The sequence below is a fragment of the Pseudomonas sp. PDM03 genome, from assembly GCF_014852385.1.
Classification (GTDB): Bacteria; Pseudomonadota; Gammaproteobacteria; order Pseudomonadales; family Pseudomonadaceae; genus Aquipseudomonas; species Aquipseudomonas migulae.
In genome coordinates, this window is the sequence record NZ_JACVBM010000002.1 from 123,858 (window position 1) to 144,685 (window position 20,828).

Sequence of the window (20,828 nt, forward strand, 5' to 3'; positions counted from 1 at the left end):
CGACCCCGAGCCATGCTCAATACGCTGCGCAAGATCGTCCAGGAAGTTAACTCCGCCAAGGATCTCAAGGCGGCGTTGGGGATTATTGTGTTGCGCGTCAAAGAGGCCATGGGCAGCCAGGTCTGCTCGGTCTACCTGCTTGACCCCGAGACCAACCGCTTCGTGCTGATGGCGACCGAGGGCTTGAACAAGCGCTCGATCGGCAAAGTCAGCATGGCACCCAACGAAGGTCTGGTCGGCCTGGTCGGCACGCGTGAAGAACCCCTGAACCTCGAAAACGCCGCGGATCACCCGCGCTACCGCTACTTCGCCGAGACTGGTGAAGAGCGCTACGCCTCATTCCTCGGGGCACCGATCATCCACCACCGCCGCGTTGTCGGCGTGTTGGTCATTCAGCAGAAAGAACGCCGCCAGTTCGATGAAGGTGAAGAAGCCTTCCTCGTGACCATGAGCGCGCAGCTTGCCGGGGTTATCGCCCACGCCGAGGCCACCGGTTCGATCCGAGGCCTGGGCCGTCAGGGCAAAGGCATCCAGGAAGCCAAGTTCATCGGCGTGCCGGGTTCGCCGGGTGCGGCGGTCGGTACGGCGGTGGTCATGCTGCCACCAGCCGATCTGGACGTGGTGCCGGACAAGACCATCAGCGACATCGACGCCGAACTGGCGTTGTTCAAGACCGCCATCGAAGGCGTGCGCGCCGACATGCGTGCGTTGTCGGCCAAACTGGCCTCACAGTTGCGCCCCGAAGAGCGGGCCTTGTTCGACGTCTACCTGATGATGCTCGCCGACGAGGCGCTCGGCAGCGAAGTCACCACGGTGATCAAGACCGGTCAGTGGGCCCAGGGCGCGCTGCGCCAGGTGGTCACTGAGCACGTCAACCGTTTCGAATTGATGGACGATGCCTACCTGCGTGAGCGCGCATCGGACGTCAAGGACCTTGGTCGCCGTCTGCTCGCCTACTTGCAGGAAGAGCGTCAGCAGAACCTGGTCTACCCGGAAAAAACCATTCTGGTCAGCGAAGAACTGACGCCGGCGATGCTCGGCGAGGTGCCGGAAGGCACGCTGGTCGGTCTGGTTTCGGTTCTCGGTTCAGGTAACTCCCACGTCGCGATCCTCGCCCGGGCGATGGGCATCCCGACGGTGATGGGCCTGGTCGACCTACCTTATGCCAAGGTCGACGGCATCGAATTGATCGTCGACGGCAACCGCGGCGAGGTCTACACCAACCCCAGCGATGTGCTGCGCAAGCAGTTCGCCGAGGTGGTGGAAGAAGAGAAACAGCTGGCGCTCGGTCTCGATTCCCTGCGCGACCTGCCGTGTGTGACCCTCGACGGTCACCGCATGCCGCTGTGGGTCAACACCGGCCTGCTGGCGGACGTGGCGCGGGCGCAAAAGCGCGGCGCCGAAGGTGTCGGTCTGTACCGCACCGAAGTGCCGTTCATGATCAACCAGCGCTTCCCGAGCGAAAAAGAGCAACTGGCGATCTATCGCGAGCAGCTCGCCGCGTTCCACCCGCAACCGGTGACCATGCGCAGCCTGGACATCGGCGGCGACAAGTCGCTGTCGTACTTCCCGATCAAGGAAGACAACCCGTTCCTCGGCTGGCGCGGCATTCGCGTCACCCTCGACCACCCGGAAATCTTCCTGGTGCAGACCCGCGCCATGCTCAAGGCCAGCGAAGGCTTGAACAACCTGCGGATTCTGCTGCCGATGATCTCCGGCACCCATGAACTCGAAGAAGCCTTGCACCTGATTCACCGGGCGTGGGGCGAAGTCCGCGACGAAGGCACCGACGTGCCGATGCCGCCGATTGGCGTGATGATCGAAATTCCCGCGGCGGTGTATCAGACCAAGGAACTGGCGCGGCAAGTGGACTTCCTGTCGGTCGGTTCCAACGACCTGACCCAGTACCTGCTGGCCGTGGACCGCAACAACCCGCGAGTGGCCGACCTCTACGACTACCTGCACCCGGCGGTGCTTCAGGCGTTGCAGAACGTGGTGCGTGACGCCCATGCCGAAGGCAAGCCTGTGAGCATCTGCGGCGAGATGGCGGGTGACCCGGCGGCGGCGGTGCTGCTGATGGCGATGGGCTTTGACAGTTTGTCGATGAACGCCACCAACCTGCCGAAGGTGAAGTGGATGCTGCGTCAGATCAACCTGAGCAAGGCCAAGGAATTGCTCGCGGAGCTGATGACCATCGACAACCCGCAAGTTATCCACAGCTCGCTGCAACTGGCGCTGAAGAACCTCGGGTTGGCGAAGATGGTCAGCCCGGCTGCGGTCAAAGCCCTCTAAAAGGCTGATGGCCTCATCGCCAGCAAGCTGGCTCCCACATTGGATTTGTGTTTGACGCAAATCCCCTGTGGGAGCCAGCCTGCTGGCGATGAGGCCGGATCAGACAATGCTAAATTCTGACCTCAACTTCCCCTAAATGCCCGCCATACGGCCCGAAACTCCGTTCGACCATCAGCCGCGTCCCATCCGCCTGAACAATCAACGCCGTACTCGCCCGCGTGCCATAACTCTGGCTGGCAATAAACACACTCGATAACAACGACTCGGTCGCCAGACCTACCCCGGTATCCGGCAGCTCGGCAAAAGGCGCTGTCTGCGAATCACTGAGCAACGCCAATAACGCCTCAGGCTGCGGATCCTCCAGAACAGCCTCCAGCGCCGCTCGCGCCTTGAGCAACTTCGGCCACGGCGTATCCAGACCAGCATTCGATAACCCATACACCCCGGCCGGCAGCAGCACCGCTTCAAGCTCCCGGGCATTGAAGTGCCACAGTTCATTGGCATTGCCGATCAGCAGGTTAAAACCGGCATATTCGATCGAACGTCCGACAACGTCGTCCAAATAATCATCTATCGGCATGTCGCCGCTGAGAAATCGCGCAACCAGTTCGCCTCGGGATTTTCGAGCGGCCGGTTGATGGGGATCGCGAATATTGGTCAGCGCCGCAAAGCGCCCGTTGGCGCCGACACCGAGCCAGGTGCCGCCAGCCTCCAGATCGCGACCGGCGTAGACGTGCGGTGCTTCGGGCCATTGCGCCAGGGGCAGACTGGGCCGGGCATAGAATTCGTCGCGGTTGGCGGCGACGATCAGCGGCTGGGCGTGACCCGGGCGCCAGGCAAAGACAATCAGGCACATAAGGTGGTCCTTGTGTGTTTTTGCCCACTCTACGCAGTCATTGTGCGGGTATCCATCGCCATCCAGTGGAGCCGAAGGCCATGCATCCGTTACCATGCCGCTCTTCTTTGGGGGTCGTACATGGAATTTCTGCTCTATCTGGCGCTCGGCGCCTGTGCCGGCGTGCTGGCCGGCCTGTTTGGCGTCGGCGGCGGAATTATCATCGTGCCGGTGCTGGTGTTCAGTTTCACCTTGCAGGGTTTCGACGCCTCGATCCTGACGCATCTGGCGGTCGGCACATCCCTGGCTACGATCATCTTTACCTCGGTCAATGCTGTGCGCGAGCATCATCGCCGCGGTGCCGTGCGTTGGCCGATTTTTGCCTGGATGACCGTCGGCATCCTGCTCGGCGCCGGGTTCGGCGCGCTGACAGCCGAAGCGATCTCCGGGCCAAACCTGCAGAAAATCATCGGCGTATTTGCCCTGGTCATCGCCGTGCAGTTGATGCTGGACGTCAAGCCCAAGGCCAGCCGAACGGTGCCGGGTAAAGTCGGCCTGACCGTGGCCGGCAGTGTGATTGGCTGGGCGTCGGCGATTTTCGGGATTGGCGGCGGTTCGCTGACCGTGCCGTTCCTGACCTGGCGCAGCGTGCCGATGCAGCAAGCGGTGGCCACGTCCTCGGCGTGCGGTCTGCCCATCGCGCTGGCCAGTGCATTAAGTTTCATGATTCTGGGCTGGCACGATCCGTTGCTGCCGGCCCATAGTCTCGGTTTTATTTATTTGCCGGCGCTGCTGGGGATCGCCCTGACCAGCATGGTCTTCGCCCGCCTCGGTGCGCGACTGGCCCACAGCCTGTCGCCGAAGTTGCTGAAAAGACTGTTCGCCGCTTTGCTGTTCTGCGTGGGTTTGAATTTTCTGATCTGACGCACCGCACAATCCTGGCTTAATCCTGAGGTGGCAGCGTCGCCCGGGAATTTTGAAGCTTTCAACTCTAACGAGGAGTCGCAATGCTGCCTTACCCGCAGATCGACCCGGTGGCCCTGGCCATCGGTCCGCTGAAAATCCACTGGTACGGCTTGATGTACCTGATCGGCATCGGCGGTGCGTGGCTGCTGGCGTCGCGCCGGCTCAACCGTTTCGACCCGACCTGGACCAAGGAGAAGCTCTCCGACATGGTCTTCTGGATGTCGATGGGCGTTATCGTCGGTGGTCGCCTGGGTTATGTGCTGTTCTACGATCTGCACGCTTACCTGGCCAACCCGACGCTGATTTTCGAAGTGTGGAAGGGTGGCATGTCGTTCCACGGCGGCTTCATCGGCGTGATGCTGGCAGCGTTGTGGTTCGGTAAGAAGAACAACAAGTCGTTCTTCCAACTGATGGACTTCGTCGCGCCGATGGTGCCGATTGGCCTGGGCGCCGGGCGTATCGGTAACTTCATCAACGCCGAATTGTGGGGCAAGGCGACCGACGTGCCGTGGGCGATGATCTTCCCGCCGTTCAGCGATCCGGCGCAGTTGCCGCGTCACCCGTCGCAGCTGTATCAGTTCGCGCTGGAAGGCGTCGCGCTGTTCCTGATCCTGTGGCTGTTCTCGCGCAAGCCACGGCCGACCATGGCGGTGTCCGGGATGTTCGCGCTGTTCTATGGCATCTTCCGTTTCATCGTCGAATTCGTCCGCGTACCGGACGCGCAACTGGGCTATCTGGCCTGGAACTGGCTGACCATGGGCCAGGTGCTCTGCGTGCCGATGATCGTTGGCGGGCTGTTCCTGATCTGGCTGGCGTATCACCGCGCCCCGGCGACTCCAGCGGCAGCCGTATAAATTCGAACCCCGGGGCTTTGGTCCCGGGTTCAAGGACACAGGTAACTCATGAAGCAATATCTCGAACTGGTCGCCCACGTCATCAAGAACGGCACCAAACAGGCCAACCGCACCGGCGTGAACACCATCAGCTTTCCGGGCGCGATGCTGCGTTACGACCTGCAAGAAGGTTTCCCGGCGATCACCACGCGCAAGATGGCCTTTAAATCGGCCATCGGCGAGATGTGCGGTTTTCTGCGTGGGGTGAACAACGCCGCCGAATTCCGTGCGCTGGGCTGCAAGGTCTGGGACCAGAATGCCAACGAAAACGCGCAATGGCTGGCCAACCCGTTCCGCCAGGGCGAAGACGACCTCGGCGAGATCTACGGCGTGCAATGGCGCAAGTGGCCGGCGTACAAACAGATCCCGGTCAGCAACCAGGCCGCCATCGAGCAGACCCTGAAGCAAGGCTACCGCCAGATCGCTGAAGGCGAAGAAGACGGTCAGGCCTACGTGGTGCTGTACAAGGCGATCGACCAGATCCGCCAGTGCGTCGATACCATCATCAAGGACCCGGGCAGCCGCCGCATCCTGTTCCACGGCTGGAACGTCGCGCAGCTTGATGAAATGGCCCTGCCGCCGTGCCACCTGCTGTACCAGTTCCACCCGAATGTCGAGACCAAGGAAATTTCCCTGACCCTCTACATCCGCTCCAACGACCTGGGCCTGGGCACGCCGTTCAACCTCACCGAAGGAGCTGCGTTGCTGAGCCTGATCGGTCGCCTGACCGGTTATACGCCGCGCTGGTTCACCTATTTCATCGGTGACGCGCACGTCTACGAAAACCACCTGGACATGCTGAACGAACAGCTCAAGCGCGAGCCGTTCCCGATGCCGAAGCTGGTGATCAGTGATCGTGTGCCGGAGTTTGCCAAGACGGGCGTGTATCAGCCGGAGTGGCTGGAGTTGATCGAACCGGGTGATTTCTCGCTTGAGGGTTATCAGCACCATGCGCCGATGACCGCGCCGATGGCTGTCTAAAATTTAGCGCACAACCCCTGTGGGAGTGAGCCTGCTCGCGATGAGGCCATCACATTCAGCATCGATGTTGACTGTAATGCCGCCATCGCGAGCAGGCTCACTCCCACATTCGGTTTTGTGGTGTTCCTAATGGCCGTGACTGCGGCCCACATGCGAATGCTCAACCTCCGTCGCCACAACCCCGCCGCTCACTTCCAACCGCTGCAAAATCCCGCATTGATCGATATCCGGCCCTTCGCCACAGCGTTGGCGCAGGTCGAGCAGTTGTGCCTGTAACGCCAGCAACCCGTCGATCCGCGCCTTCACGTGATGAATGTGCTCGTCGATCAGCGCATTCACGCTTTCACACTGATCCTGCGGACTGTCGCGCAAGGCCAGCAGGCTGCGGATTTCCTCGAGCGTCATGTCGAGGGTGCGGCAGTTGCGGATGAAGGTCAGGCGCTCGGCGTGGGCCTGGGTGTAGACGCGGTAGTTGCCGTCGCTGCGGGCCGGTTCCGGCAGCAGGTTTTCGCGCTCGTAGTAGCGAATGGTTTCCACGGCGCAGTCCGTGAGCCTGGCCAGTTCTCCGATCTTCATGACGGCGATCTCCAAAAGGGTGCTTGACCCTATAGTGGCTACAGGGTCTTTACTTGGCAACAGGCACCTTATGGACGCGACCTGATGAGCGATTCCCGACACGATCACACACACGAGGCTGGTCACAGCCACAAACTGCAGCCTGTACAGAAACATGACCATGGCGGTCACGGGGATTCCTGCTGCTCTTCCAAAGCGGCGGCACCGTCGCTGATCAAGCTCAGCGAAACGTCCACCGCCAACGCGCGGTTGAGCAGTTTCCGCATCGACGCGATGGACTGCCCGACCGAGCAGACGCTGATCCAGAACAAGCTGGGCAAGCTCGCCGGTGTGCAGCAGCTGGAGTTCAACCTGATCAACCGCGTGTTGGGCGTCACTCATGACTTGCCGAGCACCGCGCCGATCATCGACGCGATCAAGTCGCTGGGCATGGTTGCCGAGCCGCTGGAGCAGGGCGTCGAAGCACCCGCCCCGGCACCTGAGAAAAAGCCGTGGTGGCCGCTGGCGTTGTCCGGCGTGACCGCGCTCGCCGCCGAAGTGATCCACTTCACCGACGCAGCGCCCAACTGGGTCGTGGCGGTTATCGCGCTGGTCTCGATCCTCAGCGGCGGTCTCAGCACTTACAAAAAGGGCTGGATCGCCCTGAAAAACCTGAACCTCAACATCAACGCGTTGATGAGCATCGCGGTGACCGGCGCGATCCTGATCGGGCAGTGGCCGGAAGCGGCGATGGTGATGTTCCTGTTCACCGTGGCCGAGTTGATCGAGGCCAAGTCCCTGGACCGCGCGCGCAACGCCATCAGCGGTTTGATGCAGATGACGCCGGAGCAGGCCACGGTGTTGCAGGCCGACGGCAGCTGGGTTTTGCAGGACGTCAAAACCATCGAGCTGGGCGCGCGGGTGCGGGTGCGGCCCGGCGAGCGGATTGGCCTGGACGGTGAAGTGGTGTCCGGCAGTTCAACCATCGATCAGGCCCCGATCACGGGTGAAAGCCTGCCGGTCGAGAAGACGCTTGGCGACAAAGTGTTTGCTGGCACGATCAATCAGGCGGGTTCTCTGGAGTATTCCGTCACCGCCGCCGCCAACAATTCGACCCTGGCGCGGATTATCCACGCCGTCGAACAGGCGCAAGGCGCACGGGCACCGACTCAGCGTTTCGTTGATCAGTTTTCAAAAATCTACACACCGGCCGTATTCGCCCTGGCCTTGGCCGTCGCAGTGATTCCGCCGTTGTTCATGGGCGCCGTCTGGTTCGACTGGATCTATCGCGCGTTGGTATTGCTGGTGGTCGCGTGCCCGTGTGCGCTGGTGATCTCGACGCCAGTGACCATCGTCAGCGGCCTCGCGGCGGCGGCGCGCAAAGGGATTCTGGTCAAGGGCGGCGTTTATCTGGAGGGCGGTTACAAGCTCGATTACCTGGCGCTGGACAAGACCGGCACGATCACCCATGGCAAACCGGTGCAGACCGATTACCTGTCGCTTGACCCAACCGCTGATGCCTCGGCGCCGGGAATTGCAGCGGCTTTGGCCGGGCGCTCGGACCACCCGGTGTCGCTGGCCATCGCCAATGCAGCTGTGGATAAAACCTTTGCGCCGCTCGTTGTGGATAACTTCGAAGCCCTGGCCGGTCGCGGGGTGCGCGGTGAAATCAACGGTCAGGTCTACCACTTGGGCAACCACCGTTTGGTCGAAGAGCTGAACCTGTGTTCGCCCGCCCTGGAAGAAAAGCTGTTTGCGCTGGAGAAGCAGGGTAAGTCCGTGGTGCTGCTGCTCGACAAATCCGGCCCGTTGGCGCTGTTCGCCGTGGCCGATACGGTCAAGGAATCCAGCCGCGAGGCGATCCAGCAACTGCACGACCTGGGCATCAAAACCCTGATGCTCACTGGTGACAACGTCCACACCGCCCAGGCGATTGCCGCACAAGTCGGCATCGACGAAGCCAAGGGCGATCTGCTGCCGACCGATAAACTGCAAGCCATCGAAGCCCTTTATGCACAGGGCCATAGCGTCGGCATGGTCGGTGACGGCATCAACGATGCCCCGGCACTGGCCCGGGCAGAAATCGGTTTTGCGATGGCTGCCGCCGGCACCGATACCGCCATCGAAACCGCCGATGTCGCCCTGATGGACGACGATCTGCGCAAAATCCCCGCATTCATCCGCCTGTCGCGGCAGACATCGAGCATCCTCAAACAGAACATCGCCCTCGCTTTGGTCATCAAGGCTATCTTTCTTGGGGTAACCTTCGCCGGGATCGCCACCATGTGGATGGCGGTATTCGCTGACATGGGCGTGAGCCTGTTGGTGGTGTTCAACGGTTTGCGCCTGTTGCGCAAGTAAGTGATGAGGAGCGGGTGTGCTGAGTGCCGAGCTGAAGGCGTTTTACATGGTGGCCCGCCTGGGCAGCATTACCCTGGCGGCGAAAAAGCTCGGCCTGAGCCAGCCCACCGTGACCACGCAAATCCGCAACCTGGAAAGCCAGTACTCGGTTGAACTGTTCTACCGTGGCGGTCGCCGCCTCAGCGTCAGTGATGAAGGTGCGCGGCTGCTGCCGATGGTCAAGACGCTGTTGCAGCAGGAAGCCGACATCGAGTTTTTCCTGCGTAACAGCGGCCAAGTCCAGGGCACTTTGCGCATCGCCGCCACGGCACCGTATTACATCCTCGATCTGGTGAAGACCTTTCGCGAGCGCTTGCCGCAGGTGGAAGTGTCGGTGGAAATCGGCAACTCGCAGCAGGTACTGGAGGCGCTGGAGGATTACCGGGTGGATGTCGCCGCGTCCTCGCAACTGCTCGACGATGCGCGACTGATTCGGCGGGTGCTCGGCAGCGATCCGCTGGTGTTGGCGGTGCATCGCAATCATCCGTTGGCGGTGCACGATCATGTGCCGCTCAGCGCGTTGGCCGGGCATACGTTGTTGATGCGTGAGTCAGGCTCGACCACTCGGCGCCTGACCGAAGAATTGCTGGCCAGCGCCGGGGTGAGTTTCGGGCCGTTGCTGGAGATCGGCAGCCGTGAATCGATCCGCGAAGCGGTGCTGCGCAACATCGGGATCAGCATCATTGCCCGGCAGGAAGTGCCGCACGACCCGCAACTGCGCGTGCTGACCATCGAGAATGCGCCGCAGATTCCGGAGTATTTGTATTGCCTCAAGGAACGCAAAGGTGCGCGGTTGCCGGCGGCGTTTCTGGGGTTGGCGCAGGAAATGGCCCCGGCCTGAGTTCTTCATTGCCTGAACTGGCCTCATCGCGAGCAGGCTCGCTCCTACAGTTGACCGCATTCCCCCTGTAGGAGTGAGCCTGCTCGCGATGACGGCAGATCAGGCACCACAAAACCTCAACCCAAATATCTGAATACCACTATCAGCCGTTTTGGCCTCACTGCCACATGACGGACGCATTACATCCCTAGGATGGCCTTCATCTGCTTGATGAGGCCCGTCCATGAACCACTCGATCGCAACTGCCCTGACCAACCCCGGCGCCCCGATGAAGGTGCGCGGCGTGCAGAAACGCTTCGGCGCCTTCACTGCGCTGGATAACGTTTCCCTCGACGTGGCGGCCGGTGAACTGGTGTGTCTGCTGGGGCCGTCGGGTTGTGGCAAGACCACCTTGCTGCGTTGCATCGCCGGTCTGGAGAAACAGGACAGCGGCGAGTTGTACCTCGGTGATCGCGACGTTTCGCACCTGGCACCTCAGGCGCGGGACTACGGCATTCTGTTCCAGTCCTACGCGCTGTTCCCCAATCTCACCGTCGAAGCGAACATTGCCTACGGCCTCGCCGGCAGCGGTCGCGATGAAGTGCGCAAGCGCGTCGGTCAGATGTTGGAACTGGTCGGCCTGACCGGCAGTGAGAAAAAGTACCCCGGCCAATTGTCCGGTGGTCAGCAGCAACGTGTCGCACTGGCCCGCGCCCTGGCGCCGGCGCCTTCGTTGTTGTTGCTGGACGAGCCGATGTCCGCCCTCGATGCCCGGGTCCGCGAGCACCTGTGCACCGAGCTGCGCCAACTGCAGCGCAGCCTCGGCATCACCACGCTGATGGTCACCCACAATCAGGACGAGGCCATGCTGATGGCCGACCGCATCGCCGTGATGAACAACGGCAAGGTCGAGCAGTACGCCACGCCGCAGGAAATCTACGACCGCCCGGCCACGCCGTTCGTGGCGGAGTTTGTCGGCCAGGGCAACTGGTTGCCCTTCCAGCGCAGCAGCGACAGTCATGCGCAGGTCGGCGGGATGAACATGCGCCTGGCGGATGGCAGTGCAAAAACCGCGTCGGGTCGTTTGTTCTGCCGGCCCGAGGCGATCAACGTCAACCCGCTGGTGCATGAAGAAAACCTGTTCCCGGCCAAGGTTCGTGAAATCACCTTTCTCGGCAACCGCTGCCGCATGAGCTTCGAACTCGATCAACTGCCGGGTCACGCACTGCTGGCAGAACTGGCGCCGGAAGCCATGCCGCGCCTCGGCGCGCAGCAGATCATGGTCGCCTTGCCGCCGCGCAGCCTGCAGGTGTTTGCCTGATGAGCGCGAACATCGCGCTGCCGATACCGCACAAGCAGGTTCGGCAGACCTCCCGTGCCGAGATCGGCGACCGGGTGTTCGTGGTCGGCGGCAAAGTTCTTTTGCTGGTGTTGCTCGGCGTCGCGGTGTTGATGCCGTTGCTGGCGATTTTCTGGCGTGGCTTCAGTTCGGAGGCCGGGCAGGGCGGTGGTCTGGTGGCTGCGCGTGAACTGGTCACCAGTGCGAATTTCCACTGGTTGCTTGGCAATAGCCTGAAAGTGTCCCTCAGCGTCGCGGCGATTGTCGTACCGCTGGCCTACCTCTTTGCCTACGCTCTGCAACGCACCCTGATTCCGGGCAAAGCTATCTGGCGCGGCATGTCGCTGTTGCCATTGATGGCTCCGTCGATGCTGCCGGGCATTGCGCTGGTTTATCTGTTCGGTAACCAAGGCATGTTGCGCGGTTTGCTCTCGGACAATATCTACGGCTTCTGGGGCATTGTTCTGGGCGAGGTTATCTACACCTTCCCACACGCCTTGATGATTCTGCTGTCGGCGCTGTCCCTGGCGGATGCGCGACTGTTCGATGCCGCCTCCAGCATGGGCGCCAGTCCGGCGAAAGCCTTCCGCAGCATCACCTGGCCGGCGACGCGTCAGGCGGTGTTCGCCGCGTTCTGTCTTGTTTTCACTCTGACCATCACTGACTTCGGCGTGCCCGTGGTGGTCGGTGGCGACTATCAGGTGCTGGCGCTGGAAGCCTACAAAGCGGTGGTTGGTCAGCAACAATTCGGTCGCGGTGCATTGATCGGCATGGTCCTGCTGCTGCCGGCGCTGTTCAGCTTCGGGGTCGATGCGTGGTTGCGTCGGCGTCACGGCGATTCCATGAGCGGTCGGGCGCAGGTCTTCCAACCGGCACCATCGAAACTGCGCGACGGCTGCTACCTGGCCATCGTGCTGCTGATCTGCGCGGTGTTGCTGCTGGTGTTCGGCATGGCGGTGTTCTCGTCGCTGGTGAAGTTCTGGCCGTACAACCTGTCGCTGTCGCTCAACCATTACCAGTTCAACGATACGGCGGGCGGTGGTTGGCTGGCCTACGGCAACAGCGTGAAGATGGCCCTGTGCACGGCGTTGATCGGCAGCGTGCTGATCTTCACCGGCGCCTACCTGATGGAAAAAACCAAGGGCCAGCGCGGACTGAATCTGACATTGCGCATGCTCAGTTTCGTACCGATGGCGGTGCCGGGTCTGGTGCTGGGCCTGGGTTATGTCTTCTTCTTCAACCTCAGCGACAACCCGCTGCATGTGCTCTACGGGACCATGACCCTGCTGGTGGTCTGCACCATTGCTCACTATCTAACCACCGCGCAAATGACCGCGACCACGGCGCTGCGCCAACTCGACGCCGAGTTCGAAGCCGCCGCGCTGTCGCTCAAGGCGCCGCTGTACCGGCATTACCTGCGGGTCACCGTGCCGATCTGCCTGCCGGCGCTGCTGGATATCGTGCGCTACTTGTTCGTCTCGGCCATGACCACCGTTTCGGCGGCGATCTTCCTCTACAGCCCCGACACCATCCTCGCGGCGGTGGCGGTGCTGAACATGGACGACGCCGGCAACGTCGGCGGCGCGGCGGCGATGTCGACCCTGATTCTGTTCACCTCGGCGGGCGTGTCCCTGCTGCTGGCCTGGGCCTCGCGCGGTTTGCTGCGCCGCTCCCAAGCCTGGCGGCAGACCGCGCCCGGTCACTGATTCCACTCCCGCAACCTCAACTCAAAACAGGAAAAGATCATGTTCAAGCCCCTGGCCCTGGCCGCTGCTGTCCTCACCGCTTTCAGCCTGAACGCCTTCGCGGCGAAAACCGAGTTGACGGTGTACACCGCCCTCGAAGCCGAACAACTGAAGACCTACAAAGAAGCCTTCGAAAAGGCCAACCCGGACGTCGAGATCAAGTGGGTGCGCGATTCCACCGGCATCATCACCGCCAAACTGCTGGCCGAAAAAGCCCGCCCGCAGGCTGATGCCGTCTGGGGCCTGGCCGCGTCGAGCCTGGCGATTCTCGATCAGCAAGGCATGCTGCAAAGCTACTCGCCGAAGGACCTCGGCAAAATCGGCGGGAACTACCGCGACGCCGCCAACCCGCCAGCCTGGGTTGGCATGGACGTGTGGGCCGCGACCATTTGCTTCAACACCGTCGAAGCCGAGAAGCAGGGTTTGACCAAGCCCGTGAGCTGGCAGGACCTGACCAAGCCTGAGTACAAAGGCAAGATCGTGATGCCGAACCCGGCCTCGTCCGGCACCGGTTTCCTCGATGTCAGCGCCTGGCTGCAAACCTTCGGCGAGAAGCAGGGCTGGCAGTACATGGACGACCTGCACCAGAACATCGGCCAATACGTTCACTCCGGTTCCAAGCCTTGCAAACTGGCCGCGGCGGGTGAGTTCCCGATTGGTATTTCCTTTGAATACCCGGCTGTTCAGTTGAAGCGCCAGGGTGCACCGCTGGACATCATCCTGCCGAAAGAAGGCCTGGGTTGGGAGATCGAAGCGACGGCGGTGATCAAGGGCACACCGCATGAAGACGCGGCGAAGAAACTGGCAGACTTCTCGGCCAGCCCTGCAGCGATGGAGCTGTACAAAGAGAACTTCGCCGTCCTCGCTCAGCCGGGTATCGCCAAGCCGCAGACCGAATTGCCAGCGGATTACGAGCAGCGCCTGATCAAGAACGACTTCGCCTGGGCGTCGAAGAATCGCGACGAAATCCTGACCGAGTGGCGCAAGCGCTATGACGGCAAGTCCGAAAAAGTGGCTGCCAAGTAAGTAACTCGTTGGCCGAAGGGCCTCATCGCTGGCAAGCCAGCTCCTACAGGGTTCGTGGCGTTCACAAAACTTGTAGGAGCTGGCTTGCCGGCGATGGCGGCTTCAAATTCAGGACATCTCTTGATGACACAACACAACGACCTGCTGATCGTAGGCGCCGGCATCCTCGGTCTGTCCCACGCCTACGCCGCCGCCAGGCGCGGCCTCAAAGTCACGGTTTTCGAACGCAGCGAAACGCCCTTGGGCGCCTCGGTGCGCAACTTTGGCCAGGCCCTCGTCACCGGCCAGCCGCCAGGCCCGATGCTCGAACTGGCCAAAGCCAGCCGCGAAATCTGGGGCCAATGGGCGCAACTGGCCGGCCTGCAACTCAAGCGCAACGGCTCGTATTTGTTTGCCCGCACCGAAGCCGAAGAACACCTGCTGGAAGTATTTTGCGCCGGCCGCGCCGTGGAACACGGTTACCGCGTCGAGCTGCTGCGCGGTGCCGCATTGCGCGATCTGTACGGCGGCCAGTTCCGCCATCACCGCGCTGCGCTGCACGGGATGGACGATCAGCAACTGTATTCCCGCGAAGCGATCCCGGCGTTGATCGATTACCTGCGCCGTGAAATGAACGTCGAGTTTCACTTCTCCACCCTCGTGCGCGACATCGAACCGGGCCGCCTGCACAGCACCGCCGGCACCTTCAGCGCCGAGCACATCATCGTCTGCTCCGGTCACGATTATCAGACCTTGCTGGCCGAGCCGATTGCCGCGCTCAACCCGCAAATCTGCCGCCTGCAAATGCTCCGCGCCCGCCCGCAGATCAACCTTAATCTGCAACATGCACTGCTCACCGGTTTGAGTTGCGTGCATTACGGCGCCTTCGCCGATCTGCCGGAAGCAGCGGCAGTGCAGGCGCAAATCCTGCGCGAGCAACCGCACTTGCATGAAAACGGCATTCACCTGCTGATCAGCCCGACACCTCACGGCGAGCTGATCATCGGCGATTCCCACCACTACGGCAGTGATCCGTCACCGTTCAATGCCGAGCAGGTGGATGACTGGATGATCGAACTGGCCGAGCAGACGCTGGGATGCAAGGTGCAAGTGGTCGAGCGCTGGCAGGGTGTCTATGGTTCCCGAGGGCCAGGGCCGTTTTCGTTCCTGCGGCCGATGCCGGGCGTGAGCGTGGCACTGATGCACACCGGCGTCGGCATGAGTGTCGGGCCGGCGATGGCAGAACGTAATGTCGCGACGTTATTGGGAGAGCGTTGATGGACCGCAAGGCGCAAGTGATCGACGAGGTGTTTGGGTTGTATGAGCGCTTCGGCGACAGCGATTACATCGGCGAACCGGTGTCGCAGATCGAGCACATGTCCCAGGCTGCACAACTGGCCATGGCGGAAGGCTTTGATGATGAAGTGGTGCTGGCGGCGTTCTTCCACGACATCGGGCACATCTGCGTCGACAGCGCGCCGAACATGGGCGGTTTCGGCGTGGTCAGTCATGAGCGGCTGGGCGCCGATTATTTGCGGCGCGCAGGTTTCAGCGAACGCATGGCGCGGCTGGTGGAATATCACGTTCAGGCCAAGCGTTATCTGACACTCAAAACGCCTGGGTACTACGAGCGACTGAGTGAGGCCAGCCGTCGGACCCTGGAGTTTCAAGGGGGTGTGATGACTGCCGAAGAGGCCGAAGCTTTCGAGAAGGATCCGTTGTGCTCAGTCAGTTTGCGCATGCGGCACTGGGATGAACTGGCCAAGGAGATGTGGGTGCCGGTGATTGATCTCGACGTTTTGAAGGAGAAGGCGTTGCGGTTGTTGGCGGCGTAGGCACCTGGAACCGAGTTGCGCCCATCGCGAGCAGGCTCGCTCCCACAGGGGATTTGTGTCGGCCACAGATCCAATGTGGGAGTGAGCCTGCTCGCGATGGGGCCGGGTCTGACACCGCTGAGCTAAAGCTGCTGCGCCAACACCTCGATCTGCTCCTGCCGTTCCGCCTGATTCAACTTCGCGTGCGGATTCAGCGACGACCATTGCGGATGTGCCCGAGCCTTGTTCAAGGCTTCGGGCAGTTTGCCTTCGCGCCAGCTCTTGTCCTGTGGCGTGGCGACCTGGATGCTGTCCATCGCCGCATGCCCACGCGCATTCAGTGCCTGAAGCAACTGTCGCTGCCGCAATGCCAACAACCGCAACACGCTGTCATCGACCGTCAATTCACGCTGACCTTTGATCTTGCCCAGCAACCGGCTGCCGTAACTGCGCGCGGTTTGCAGGGCGCCACCGGCAATCGCGCCGGCCAGCGCCGCTGCGCCGAGGGTCAAGCCGCCGACCAGCAAATCCACCCCGGCTCCGGCGGCCGCACCCGCCGCGATGCCGCCGCCGACGCGCACGCCCAGTTGCTTGAGGGTTTCCGGGTTGAACAGATCATCGCCCCAGCGGCCGTCGAGCAACGGCAGATCACTGGCCGCCGCGTCTTGCAGGCGGAAGGCGTAGAGCTTGAGCAGCGCTTCGACACAACGCTGTTCCCGTTGGCGAACGGCTTTGCGCAGTTCGCTGATCGCCTGTTGTTCCTGCTCGGCATCGCTGGCCACGCTGCGCCGACACGCCGCACAATCGATCAACAATTCGGCAATTAACCGCGCCGCGCTTTGTTGCCGGGCCAGGCGCTGGGCCTGTTGATCGGCGATCAAACGTTCCAGTTGCTCGCGAGAATTTTCCAGCAGCAGCGCGAGGCTTTCATACAGGCGCCGCTCGCCATCTTCCGGCGGCGCCACGCTGTCGAAACGCACCAGGGCATGCAAGCCCAGACGCGCCAACGCTTCACGCCAATCCGGTTCGCGGTGGTTGGCGCTGCTGACGAAATTCAGCACCGGCAGCAGCGGTTTGCCGCAGCTGGCCAGCACTTCCAGTTCGTCGCGGTACTTGGAAAGCACTGGTTCGCGGGCGTCGATCACATAGAGGCCGGCGTCGCAGGTGAGCAGTTGCCGCAGCACCTTGGCTTCCTGTTCGAACCGCTGCCGCGCTTCACTGCCTTCAAGAAAGCGCGCCAGTCGCGCCGGACCGTCGAGGCGTTCGCCGGGACGCTCCAGGCGTTCGAGGTAGTCGAGCAGGGCGATGGCGTCTTCCAGGCCCGGCGTGTCGAACAGGTCGAGCAAGGGCTCGCCGTCCACCGATAACCGCGCGCCTTCGACGTGCCGCGTGGTGCTGGGGCGATGGGAGACTTCGCCGAAACCGACATCACGGGTCAGCGTGCGCAGCAATGAGGTTTTGCCGACGTTGGTGTGGCCGACCACGGCAAGCTTCAACGGCGCTTTCCACGGATTAGTCATGACCGGTCTCCAGCCAGTTCAGCGGCGCGCAATCGGCGAAGGGCAGCTCCAACTGTTGCAGCGCCACGTGCCAGTCGCCGAGGCGCTCGGCATCCAGCGCTTCGCCGGGCGGCGCTTGCAGCAACCAGACGCGGGTGGCGCTGGCGTTGCGGGCCAGTTCGGCGATCAGCGCGAGGCTGCCGCGGTCCGGCGAACGCCGTGGATCGCAGGCGATGGCCAGGCGGGCCGGGGGGAAACGGCTGAGTTGTTCCAAGAGTTTGTGGCGCGATTCGCGACTGTCGAGGATGCCCGCGTCGTTCACGGTTTTCGGCAGCGGTGGCGGCCATGGCCGTTGATCGTCCAGCTCGATGGCCACCAGTAACGCGCCGTCGCTTTGCAGTTCGCTGACGCCGCTTTCCACGTGATGAAGTTGCGCGGGGGCCGCATCGCTGATGCCCAGGCGTTCGCTGGTGGGCATCAGGCGTTCGCGCAGTTGCGCGTAGCCGGGCAGGTTCAGGTCCAGACGCAACATGGCGCGACCCCTTTTCCAGCGCCACAGGCACAACAGCGCCAACAACAACCTCGGTAAAACCCCGTAGACCAACAACACGCCCACCAGCCACGCGGCCCAGGCCTGACGAGCGCTTTCAATGTTCAGTGCGGCATCGCCACTGGCGCGGATCATTTCCACGGTGGGCACGCTGAAACCCAACAGAGCCGGCAGGGCGCCCAGAGCCTGGGTCATGACGACGAACGTGTCGCCGCCAAGGAGGGTGGTTTCCCAGACGAAGCCGTAGCGCCGGGTCGCCATCAGCATCAGCACAATCACCAACGCGCTGAGCATCGCCAGCAACCACAAGCCATTGACCAGCACGCCGAGCGCCCAGCGATTGAGCTTCTGTCGTTGCAGCAGCAACAGCAGGGCGGGCGCCAGTTGCGCGGCTTTGGCGTCGCGGGCGAGTTTTTCGCTGAGCCACAACCACAAGCGTCCCAGCGTCGCGCCGTGCTCACCGGCAAACACCAGTCCCAGCGCCCAGCTCAGCAGCAGAATCAGGTTCAGCCCGAGCAAGCTGCCCAAGGCCCAGAACACATTGACCGGCGTTTGTCCGTCGCCCAGCGCGGCAAACGCCAGACCGGCGCCGCTGACCACGGCCAGCACGGCCAACACCAACAGCGCCAGTCGTGCACCTTGCAGCCAATGCCTGAGGGCGTCGGTCAGTCCGTCGCGCTGGGCCAGCCATAAGGCGCGGCGCGAAATCCGTGTCGGCAGATCGCCGCCCGCCGTGCGAGCCAGTCGGTTGGCTTCCAGATCATCCAGAGGGCCGGCGTGTTCTTCGCGCAGGCGAATGGTTTCCGTCAACCAGAGGGTATTCAGTTCAGTCACGCGGCATCCCGTCGCTCAATTGAGTTGTGAGCATAACCGCTGTGGCGCTTGTCGGGGGGCTACGTTGCGAGAAGCCGAGCCTCTGGTATCCTCGCCGGCATGACTAAATCACTCCCCCTCAGCCTGATCGCAGCCCTCGGTGAAAACCGTGTGATCGGCGTCGACAACAGCATGCCCTGGCACTTGCCGGGGGACTTCAAATACTTCAAGGCCACCACCTTGGGCAAGCCGATCATCATGGGTCGCAAGACCTGGGATTCCCTCGGCCGCCCGCTGCCGGGCCGATTGAACATCGTGGTCAGCCGCCAGGCGGATCTGGTGCTCGAAGGCGCGGAGGTTTATCCGTCGCTGGAGGCTGCCGTGGTTCGCGCGGAAGAATGGGCGAAAGAGCAGGGCGTCGATGAGTTGATGCTGATTGGTGGGGCGCAGTTGTATGCGCAGGGGTTGGCGCAGGCTGATCGGTTGTATCTGACGCGCGTGGCACTGAGCCCGGAAGGGGATGCGTGGTTTCCGGAGTTTGATTTGAAGCAGTGGAAGCTGGTGTCGAATGTGCCGAATCCGGCGGAAGGTGACAAACCTGCGTACAGCTTCGAAGTCTGGGAAAAAGTCTAAAAGCATCGCCAGCAGGCTGGCTCCCACAGTGGGTTTGAGGTGAAACACAGATTGTGTGAACACCCAAAATCCCTGTGGGAGCCAGCCTGCTGGCGATGAGGCCAGATCAGGCGCTAAAGAACTTAAGCGTGAGCCAACTCCGCATGCTCATCCGCATCCAGCAAATCTTTATCGGTCTGCTGCATGATCTGGCTGGTAATCGCCCCGGCCGTGATCGAACCACTCACGTTCAACGCCGTACGCCCCATATCAATCAGCGGCTCTACCGAAATCAGCAACGCCACCAGTGACACCGGCAAACCCATCGCCGGCAGCACGATCAGCGCCGCGAACGTCGCACCACCGCCCACGCCGGCCACACCGGCCGAACTCAAGGTCACAATCGCCACCAGCGTCGCGATCCACAGCGGGTCGAGCGGGTTGATGCCCACGGTCGGCGCAACCATCACTGCCAACATCGCCGGATACAAACCCGCGCAGCCGTTCTGGCCAATGGTCGCGCCGAACGAAGCGGCGAAACTGGCGATGGATTGCGGAATGCCCAGACGGCTGGTCTGCGCTTCGATGCTCAGCGGAATCGTCGCCGCACTGGAGCGGCTGGTGAAAGCAAACGTCAGCACCGGCCAGATCTTGCGGAAGAACCGCAGCGGGTTGATCCCGGCTACCGACACCAGCACGCCATGGACTACAAACATCAGGCCCAGGCCAATGTAGGACACCACGACAAAACTGCCGAGCTTGATGATGTCTTGCAGGTTGGAACCGGCGACCACTTTGGTCATCAGTGCCAGTACGCCATACGGAGTCAGCTTCATCACCAGACGCACCAGACGCATCACCCAGGCTTGCAGGGTGTCGATGGCGTTGATCACTTTCTGACCTTTTTCGACGTCATCCTTCAGCAGTTGCAGCGCGGCGACCCCGAGGAATGCGGCGAAAATCACCACGCTGATGATCGACGTTGGCTTCGCACGAGCGAGGTCGGCGAACGGGTTCTGCGGGATGAACGACAGCAGCAACTGCGGCACATTCAAGTCGGCGACCTTACCTGCGTAGTCGGTCTGAATGGTTTGCAGACGGGCCATTTCCTGAGTGCCGGCCACCAGGCCTTCGGCGGTCAAGCCGAACAGGTTAGTCAAACCGATACCGATCAGCGCCGCGATAGCCGTGGTGAACAGCAGCGTTCCGATGGTCAGGAAACTGATTTTGCCCAGCGACGAAGCGTTGTGCAGACGGGCCACGGCGCTGAGGATCGAGGCGAACACCAGCGGGATCACGATCATTTGCAGCAACTGCACGTAACCGTTGCCCACCAGATCGAACCAGCCGATCGAGGCTTTCAGTACCGGGTTGCCGGCACCGTAAACGGTGTGCAAGGCGACACCGAACACCACGCCCAACACCAGGGCGAGCAGGACTTTTTTCGCCAGGCTAAATGTGGTGTGGCGGGTTTGCGCCAGGCCGAAGAGCAGGGCGAGGAACACCAGCAGATTGAGAATCAGCGGCAGATTCATTGGAACTCCCATTAGACATGTGCCAACTGCCTTCCGGGGCAGCTGCGAACCGGCAAGCCTAACAGCTTGATTTCCAATGAATTAATATCAAAAAAGTCTGATAACTGTCGTTTTTGGAATAAGCCGGTGTCGCTTACAGGAATGCAGCTGGCGCGATAGGTGCGTTGGCCGTCG

17 protein-coding genes are annotated in these 20,828 nt (G+C 61.9%); 12 read left to right on the forward strand and 5 right to left on the reverse strand.

The genetic code is table 11. The features are described from left to right. The first annotated feature begins 12 nt into the window (after positions 1–12). Positions 13–2,292, forward strand: a complete 2,280-nt coding sequence (gene ptsP, locus IB254_RS05455; RefSeq protein WP_192416690.1) for a phosphoenolpyruvate--protein phosphotransferase — start codon at positions 13–15, stop codon at positions 2,290–2,292. Between the two features lie 109 nt (positions 2,293–2,401). On the opposite strand, the gene IB254_RS05460 is transcribed toward ptsP, so the two are convergent. After that, complete coding sequence (locus IB254_RS05460; RefSeq protein WP_192416691.1) at positions 2,402–3,148, reverse strand: NRDE family protein; 747 nt, start codon at positions 3,146–3,148, stop codon at positions 2,402–2,404. 120 nt (positions 3,149–3,268) lie between these two features. Between IB254_RS05460 and IB254_RS05465 the strand changes: the two genes are divergently transcribed. The 3 genes from IB254_RS05465 (at position 3,269) to IB254_RS05475 (ending at position 5,967) form a co-directional block, all read left to right on the forward strand. Further along, complete coding sequence (locus IB254_RS05465) at positions 3,269–4,051, forward strand: sulfite exporter TauE/SafE family protein (RefSeq protein ID WP_008026089.1); 783 nt, start codon at positions 3,269–3,271, stop codon at positions 4,049–4,051. 83 nt (positions 4,052–4,134) lie between these two features. Then, positions 4,135–4,947 (forward strand): prolipoprotein diacylglyceryl transferase, encoded by an 813-nt coding sequence (gene lgt / locus IB254_RS05470; protein WP_008026090.1) that lies wholly within the window; start codon positions 4,135–4,137, stop codon positions 4,945–4,947. Positions 4,948–4,995: 48 nt separating this feature from the next. Beyond that, positions 4,996–5,967, forward strand: a complete 972-nt coding sequence (locus IB254_RS05475; RefSeq protein ID WP_008026091.1) for a thymidylate synthase — start codon at positions 4,996–4,998, stop codon at positions 5,965–5,967. A 126-nt stretch (positions 5,968–6,093) separates the two neighbouring features. Here the strand turns inward: IB254_RS05475 and cadR are convergent, their stop codons facing one another. Continuing rightward, positions 6,094–6,543 (reverse strand): Cd(II)/Pb(II)-responsive transcriptional regulator, encoded by a 450-nt coding sequence (gene cadR, locus IB254_RS05480; protein ID WP_008040770.1) that lies wholly within the window; start codon positions 6,541–6,543, stop codon positions 6,094–6,096. Between the two features lie 84 nt (positions 6,544–6,627). Here cadR and IB254_RS05485 point away from each other — a divergent pair, with 84 nt between their 5' ends. From IB254_RS05485 to IB254_RS05515, 7 genes are all read left to right on the forward strand, one after another. Next, positions 6,628–8,883 carry a heavy metal translocating P-type ATPase gene (locus IB254_RS05485; RefSeq protein WP_192416692.1) on the forward strand — a complete coding sequence of 752 codons (2,256 nt, stop codon included), beginning with the start codon at positions 6,628–6,630 and terminating at the stop codon, positions 8,881–8,883. Positions 8,884–8,899: 16 nt separating this feature from the next. Beyond that, complete coding sequence (locus IB254_RS05490) at positions 8,900–9,763, forward strand: LysR family transcriptional regulator (protein ID WP_008026094.1); 864 nt, start codon at positions 8,900–8,902, stop codon at positions 9,761–9,763. A gap of 223 nt (positions 9,764–9,986) precedes the next feature. After that, positions 9,987–11,063, forward strand: a complete 1,077-nt coding sequence (locus tag IB254_RS05495; protein ID WP_008026095.1) for a putative 2-aminoethylphosphonate ABC transporter ATP-binding protein — start codon at positions 9,987–9,989, stop codon at positions 11,061–11,063. Beyond that, the gene (locus IB254_RS05500; RefSeq protein WP_008040772.1) at positions 11,063–12,787 is read left to right on the forward strand and encodes a putative 2-aminoethylphosphonate ABC transporter permease subunit; all 1,725 of its coding nucleotides are present in this window, start codon (positions 11,063–11,065) and stop codon (positions 12,785–12,787) included. The genes IB254_RS05495 and IB254_RS05500 overlap by 1 nt, the downstream gene beginning before the upstream one ends. Positions 12,788–12,826: 39 nt before the next feature. Continuing rightward, positions 12,827–13,852, forward strand: coding sequence for a putative 2-aminoethylphosphonate ABC transporter substrate-binding protein (locus IB254_RS05505; RefSeq protein WP_192416693.1), 1,026 nt, complete (start codon positions 12,827–12,829; stop codon positions 13,850–13,852). 123 nt (positions 13,853–13,975) lie between these two features. Beyond that, positions 13,976–15,109 carry a TIGR03364 family FAD-dependent oxidoreductase gene (locus IB254_RS05510; protein WP_192416694.1) on the forward strand — a complete coding sequence of 378 codons (1,134 nt, stop codon included), beginning with the start codon at positions 13,976–13,978 and terminating at the stop codon, positions 15,107–15,109. After that, the gene (locus IB254_RS05515; protein ID WP_192416695.1) at positions 15,109–15,666 is read left to right on the forward strand and encodes a phosphonate degradation HD-domain oxygenase; all 558 of its coding nucleotides are present in this window, start codon (positions 15,109–15,111) and stop codon (positions 15,664–15,666) included. Before IB254_RS05510 ends, IB254_RS05515 begins: the two co-directional genes overlap by 1 nt. A gap of 122 nt (positions 15,667–15,788) precedes the next feature. On the opposite strand, the gene IB254_RS05520 is transcribed toward IB254_RS05515, so the two are convergent. Beyond that, positions 15,789–17,165, reverse strand: coding sequence for a GTPase/DUF3482 domain-containing protein (locus IB254_RS05520; RefSeq protein WP_192416696.1), 1,377 nt, complete (start codon positions 17,163–17,165; stop codon positions 15,789–15,791). After that, complete coding sequence (locus IB254_RS05525) at positions 17,158–18,528, reverse strand: DUF2868 domain-containing protein (RefSeq protein ID WP_192416697.1); 1,371 nt, start codon at positions 18,526–18,528, stop codon at positions 17,158–17,160. Before IB254_RS05525 ends, IB254_RS05520 begins: the two co-directional genes overlap by 8 nt. Positions 18,529–18,627: 99 nt before the next feature. On the opposite strand from IB254_RS05525, the gene IB254_RS05530 reads away from it, so the two are divergent. Beyond that, positions 18,628–19,140 (forward strand): dihydrofolate reductase, encoded by a 513-nt coding sequence (locus IB254_RS05530; RefSeq protein ID WP_192416698.1) that lies wholly within the window; start codon positions 18,628–18,630, stop codon positions 19,138–19,140. Positions 19,141–19,262: 122 nt separating this feature from the next. On the opposite strand, the gene IB254_RS05535 is transcribed toward IB254_RS05530, so the two are convergent. Continuing rightward, positions 19,263–20,654 carry an L-cystine transporter gene (locus IB254_RS05535; protein ID WP_192416699.1) on the reverse strand — a complete coding sequence of 464 codons (1,392 nt, stop codon included), beginning with the start codon at positions 20,652–20,654 and terminating at the stop codon, positions 19,263–19,265. Positions 20,655–20,828: the final 174 nt, after the last annotated feature.

Excerpts from the sequence above, each read along its gene's own strand:
- IB254_RS05530 (WP_192416698.1), top strand. The coding sequence starts at position 18,628 with ATGACTAAATCACTCCCCCTCAGCCTGATCGCAGCCCTCGGTGAAAAC.
- IB254_RS05510 (WP_192416694.1), top strand. The coding sequence starts at position 13,976 with ATGACACAACACAACGACCTGCTGATCGTAGGCGCCGGCATCCTCGGT.
- IB254_RS05465 (WP_008026089.1), top strand. The coding sequence starts at position 3,269 with ATGGAATTTCTGCTCTATCTGGCGCTCGGCGCCTGTGCCGGCGTGCTG.
- IB254_RS05515 (WP_192416695.1), top strand. The coding sequence starts at position 15,109 with ATGGACCGCAAGGCGCAAGTGATCGACGAGGTGTTTGGGTTGTATGAG.
- IB254_RS05500 (WP_008040772.1), top strand. The coding sequence starts at position 11,063 with ATGAGCGCGAACATCGCGCTGCCGATACCGCACAAGCAGGTTCGGCAG.
- cadR (WP_008040770.1), bottom strand. The coding sequence starts at position 6,543 with ATGAAGATCGGAGAACTGGCCAGGCTCACGGACTGCGCCGTGGAAACC.
- IB254_RS05475 (WP_008026091.1), top strand. The coding sequence starts at position 4,996 with ATGAAGCAATATCTCGAACTGGTCGCCCACGTCATCAAGAACGGCACC.
- IB254_RS05520 (WP_192416696.1), bottom strand. The coding sequence starts at position 17,165 with ATGACTAATCCGTGGAAAGCGCCGTTGAAGCTTGCCGTGGTCGGCCAC.
- IB254_RS05460 (WP_192416691.1), bottom strand. The coding sequence starts at position 3,148 with ATGTGCCTGATTGTCTTTGCCTGGCGCCCGGGTCACGCCCAGCCGCTG.
- IB254_RS05505 (WP_192416693.1), top strand. The coding sequence starts at position 12,827 with ATGTTCAAGCCCCTGGCCCTGGCCGCTGCTGTCCTCACCGCTTTCAGC.
- IB254_RS05535 (WP_192416699.1), bottom strand. The coding sequence starts at position 20,654 with ATGAATCTGCCGCTGATTCTCAATCTGCTGGTGTTCCTCGCCCTGCTC.
- IB254_RS05495 (WP_008026095.1), top strand. The coding sequence starts at position 9,987 with ATGAACCACTCGATCGCAACTGCCCTGACCAACCCCGGCGCCCCGATG.
- IB254_RS05485 (WP_192416692.1), top strand. The coding sequence starts at position 6,628 with ATGAGCGATTCCCGACACGATCACACACACGAGGCTGGTCACAGCCAC.
- lgt (WP_008026090.1), top strand. The coding sequence starts at position 4,135 with ATGCTGCCTTACCCGCAGATCGACCCGGTGGCCCTGGCCATCGGTCCG.
- ptsP (WP_192416690.1), top strand. The coding sequence starts at position 13 with ATGCTCAATACGCTGCGCAAGATCGTCCAGGAAGTTAACTCCGCCAAG.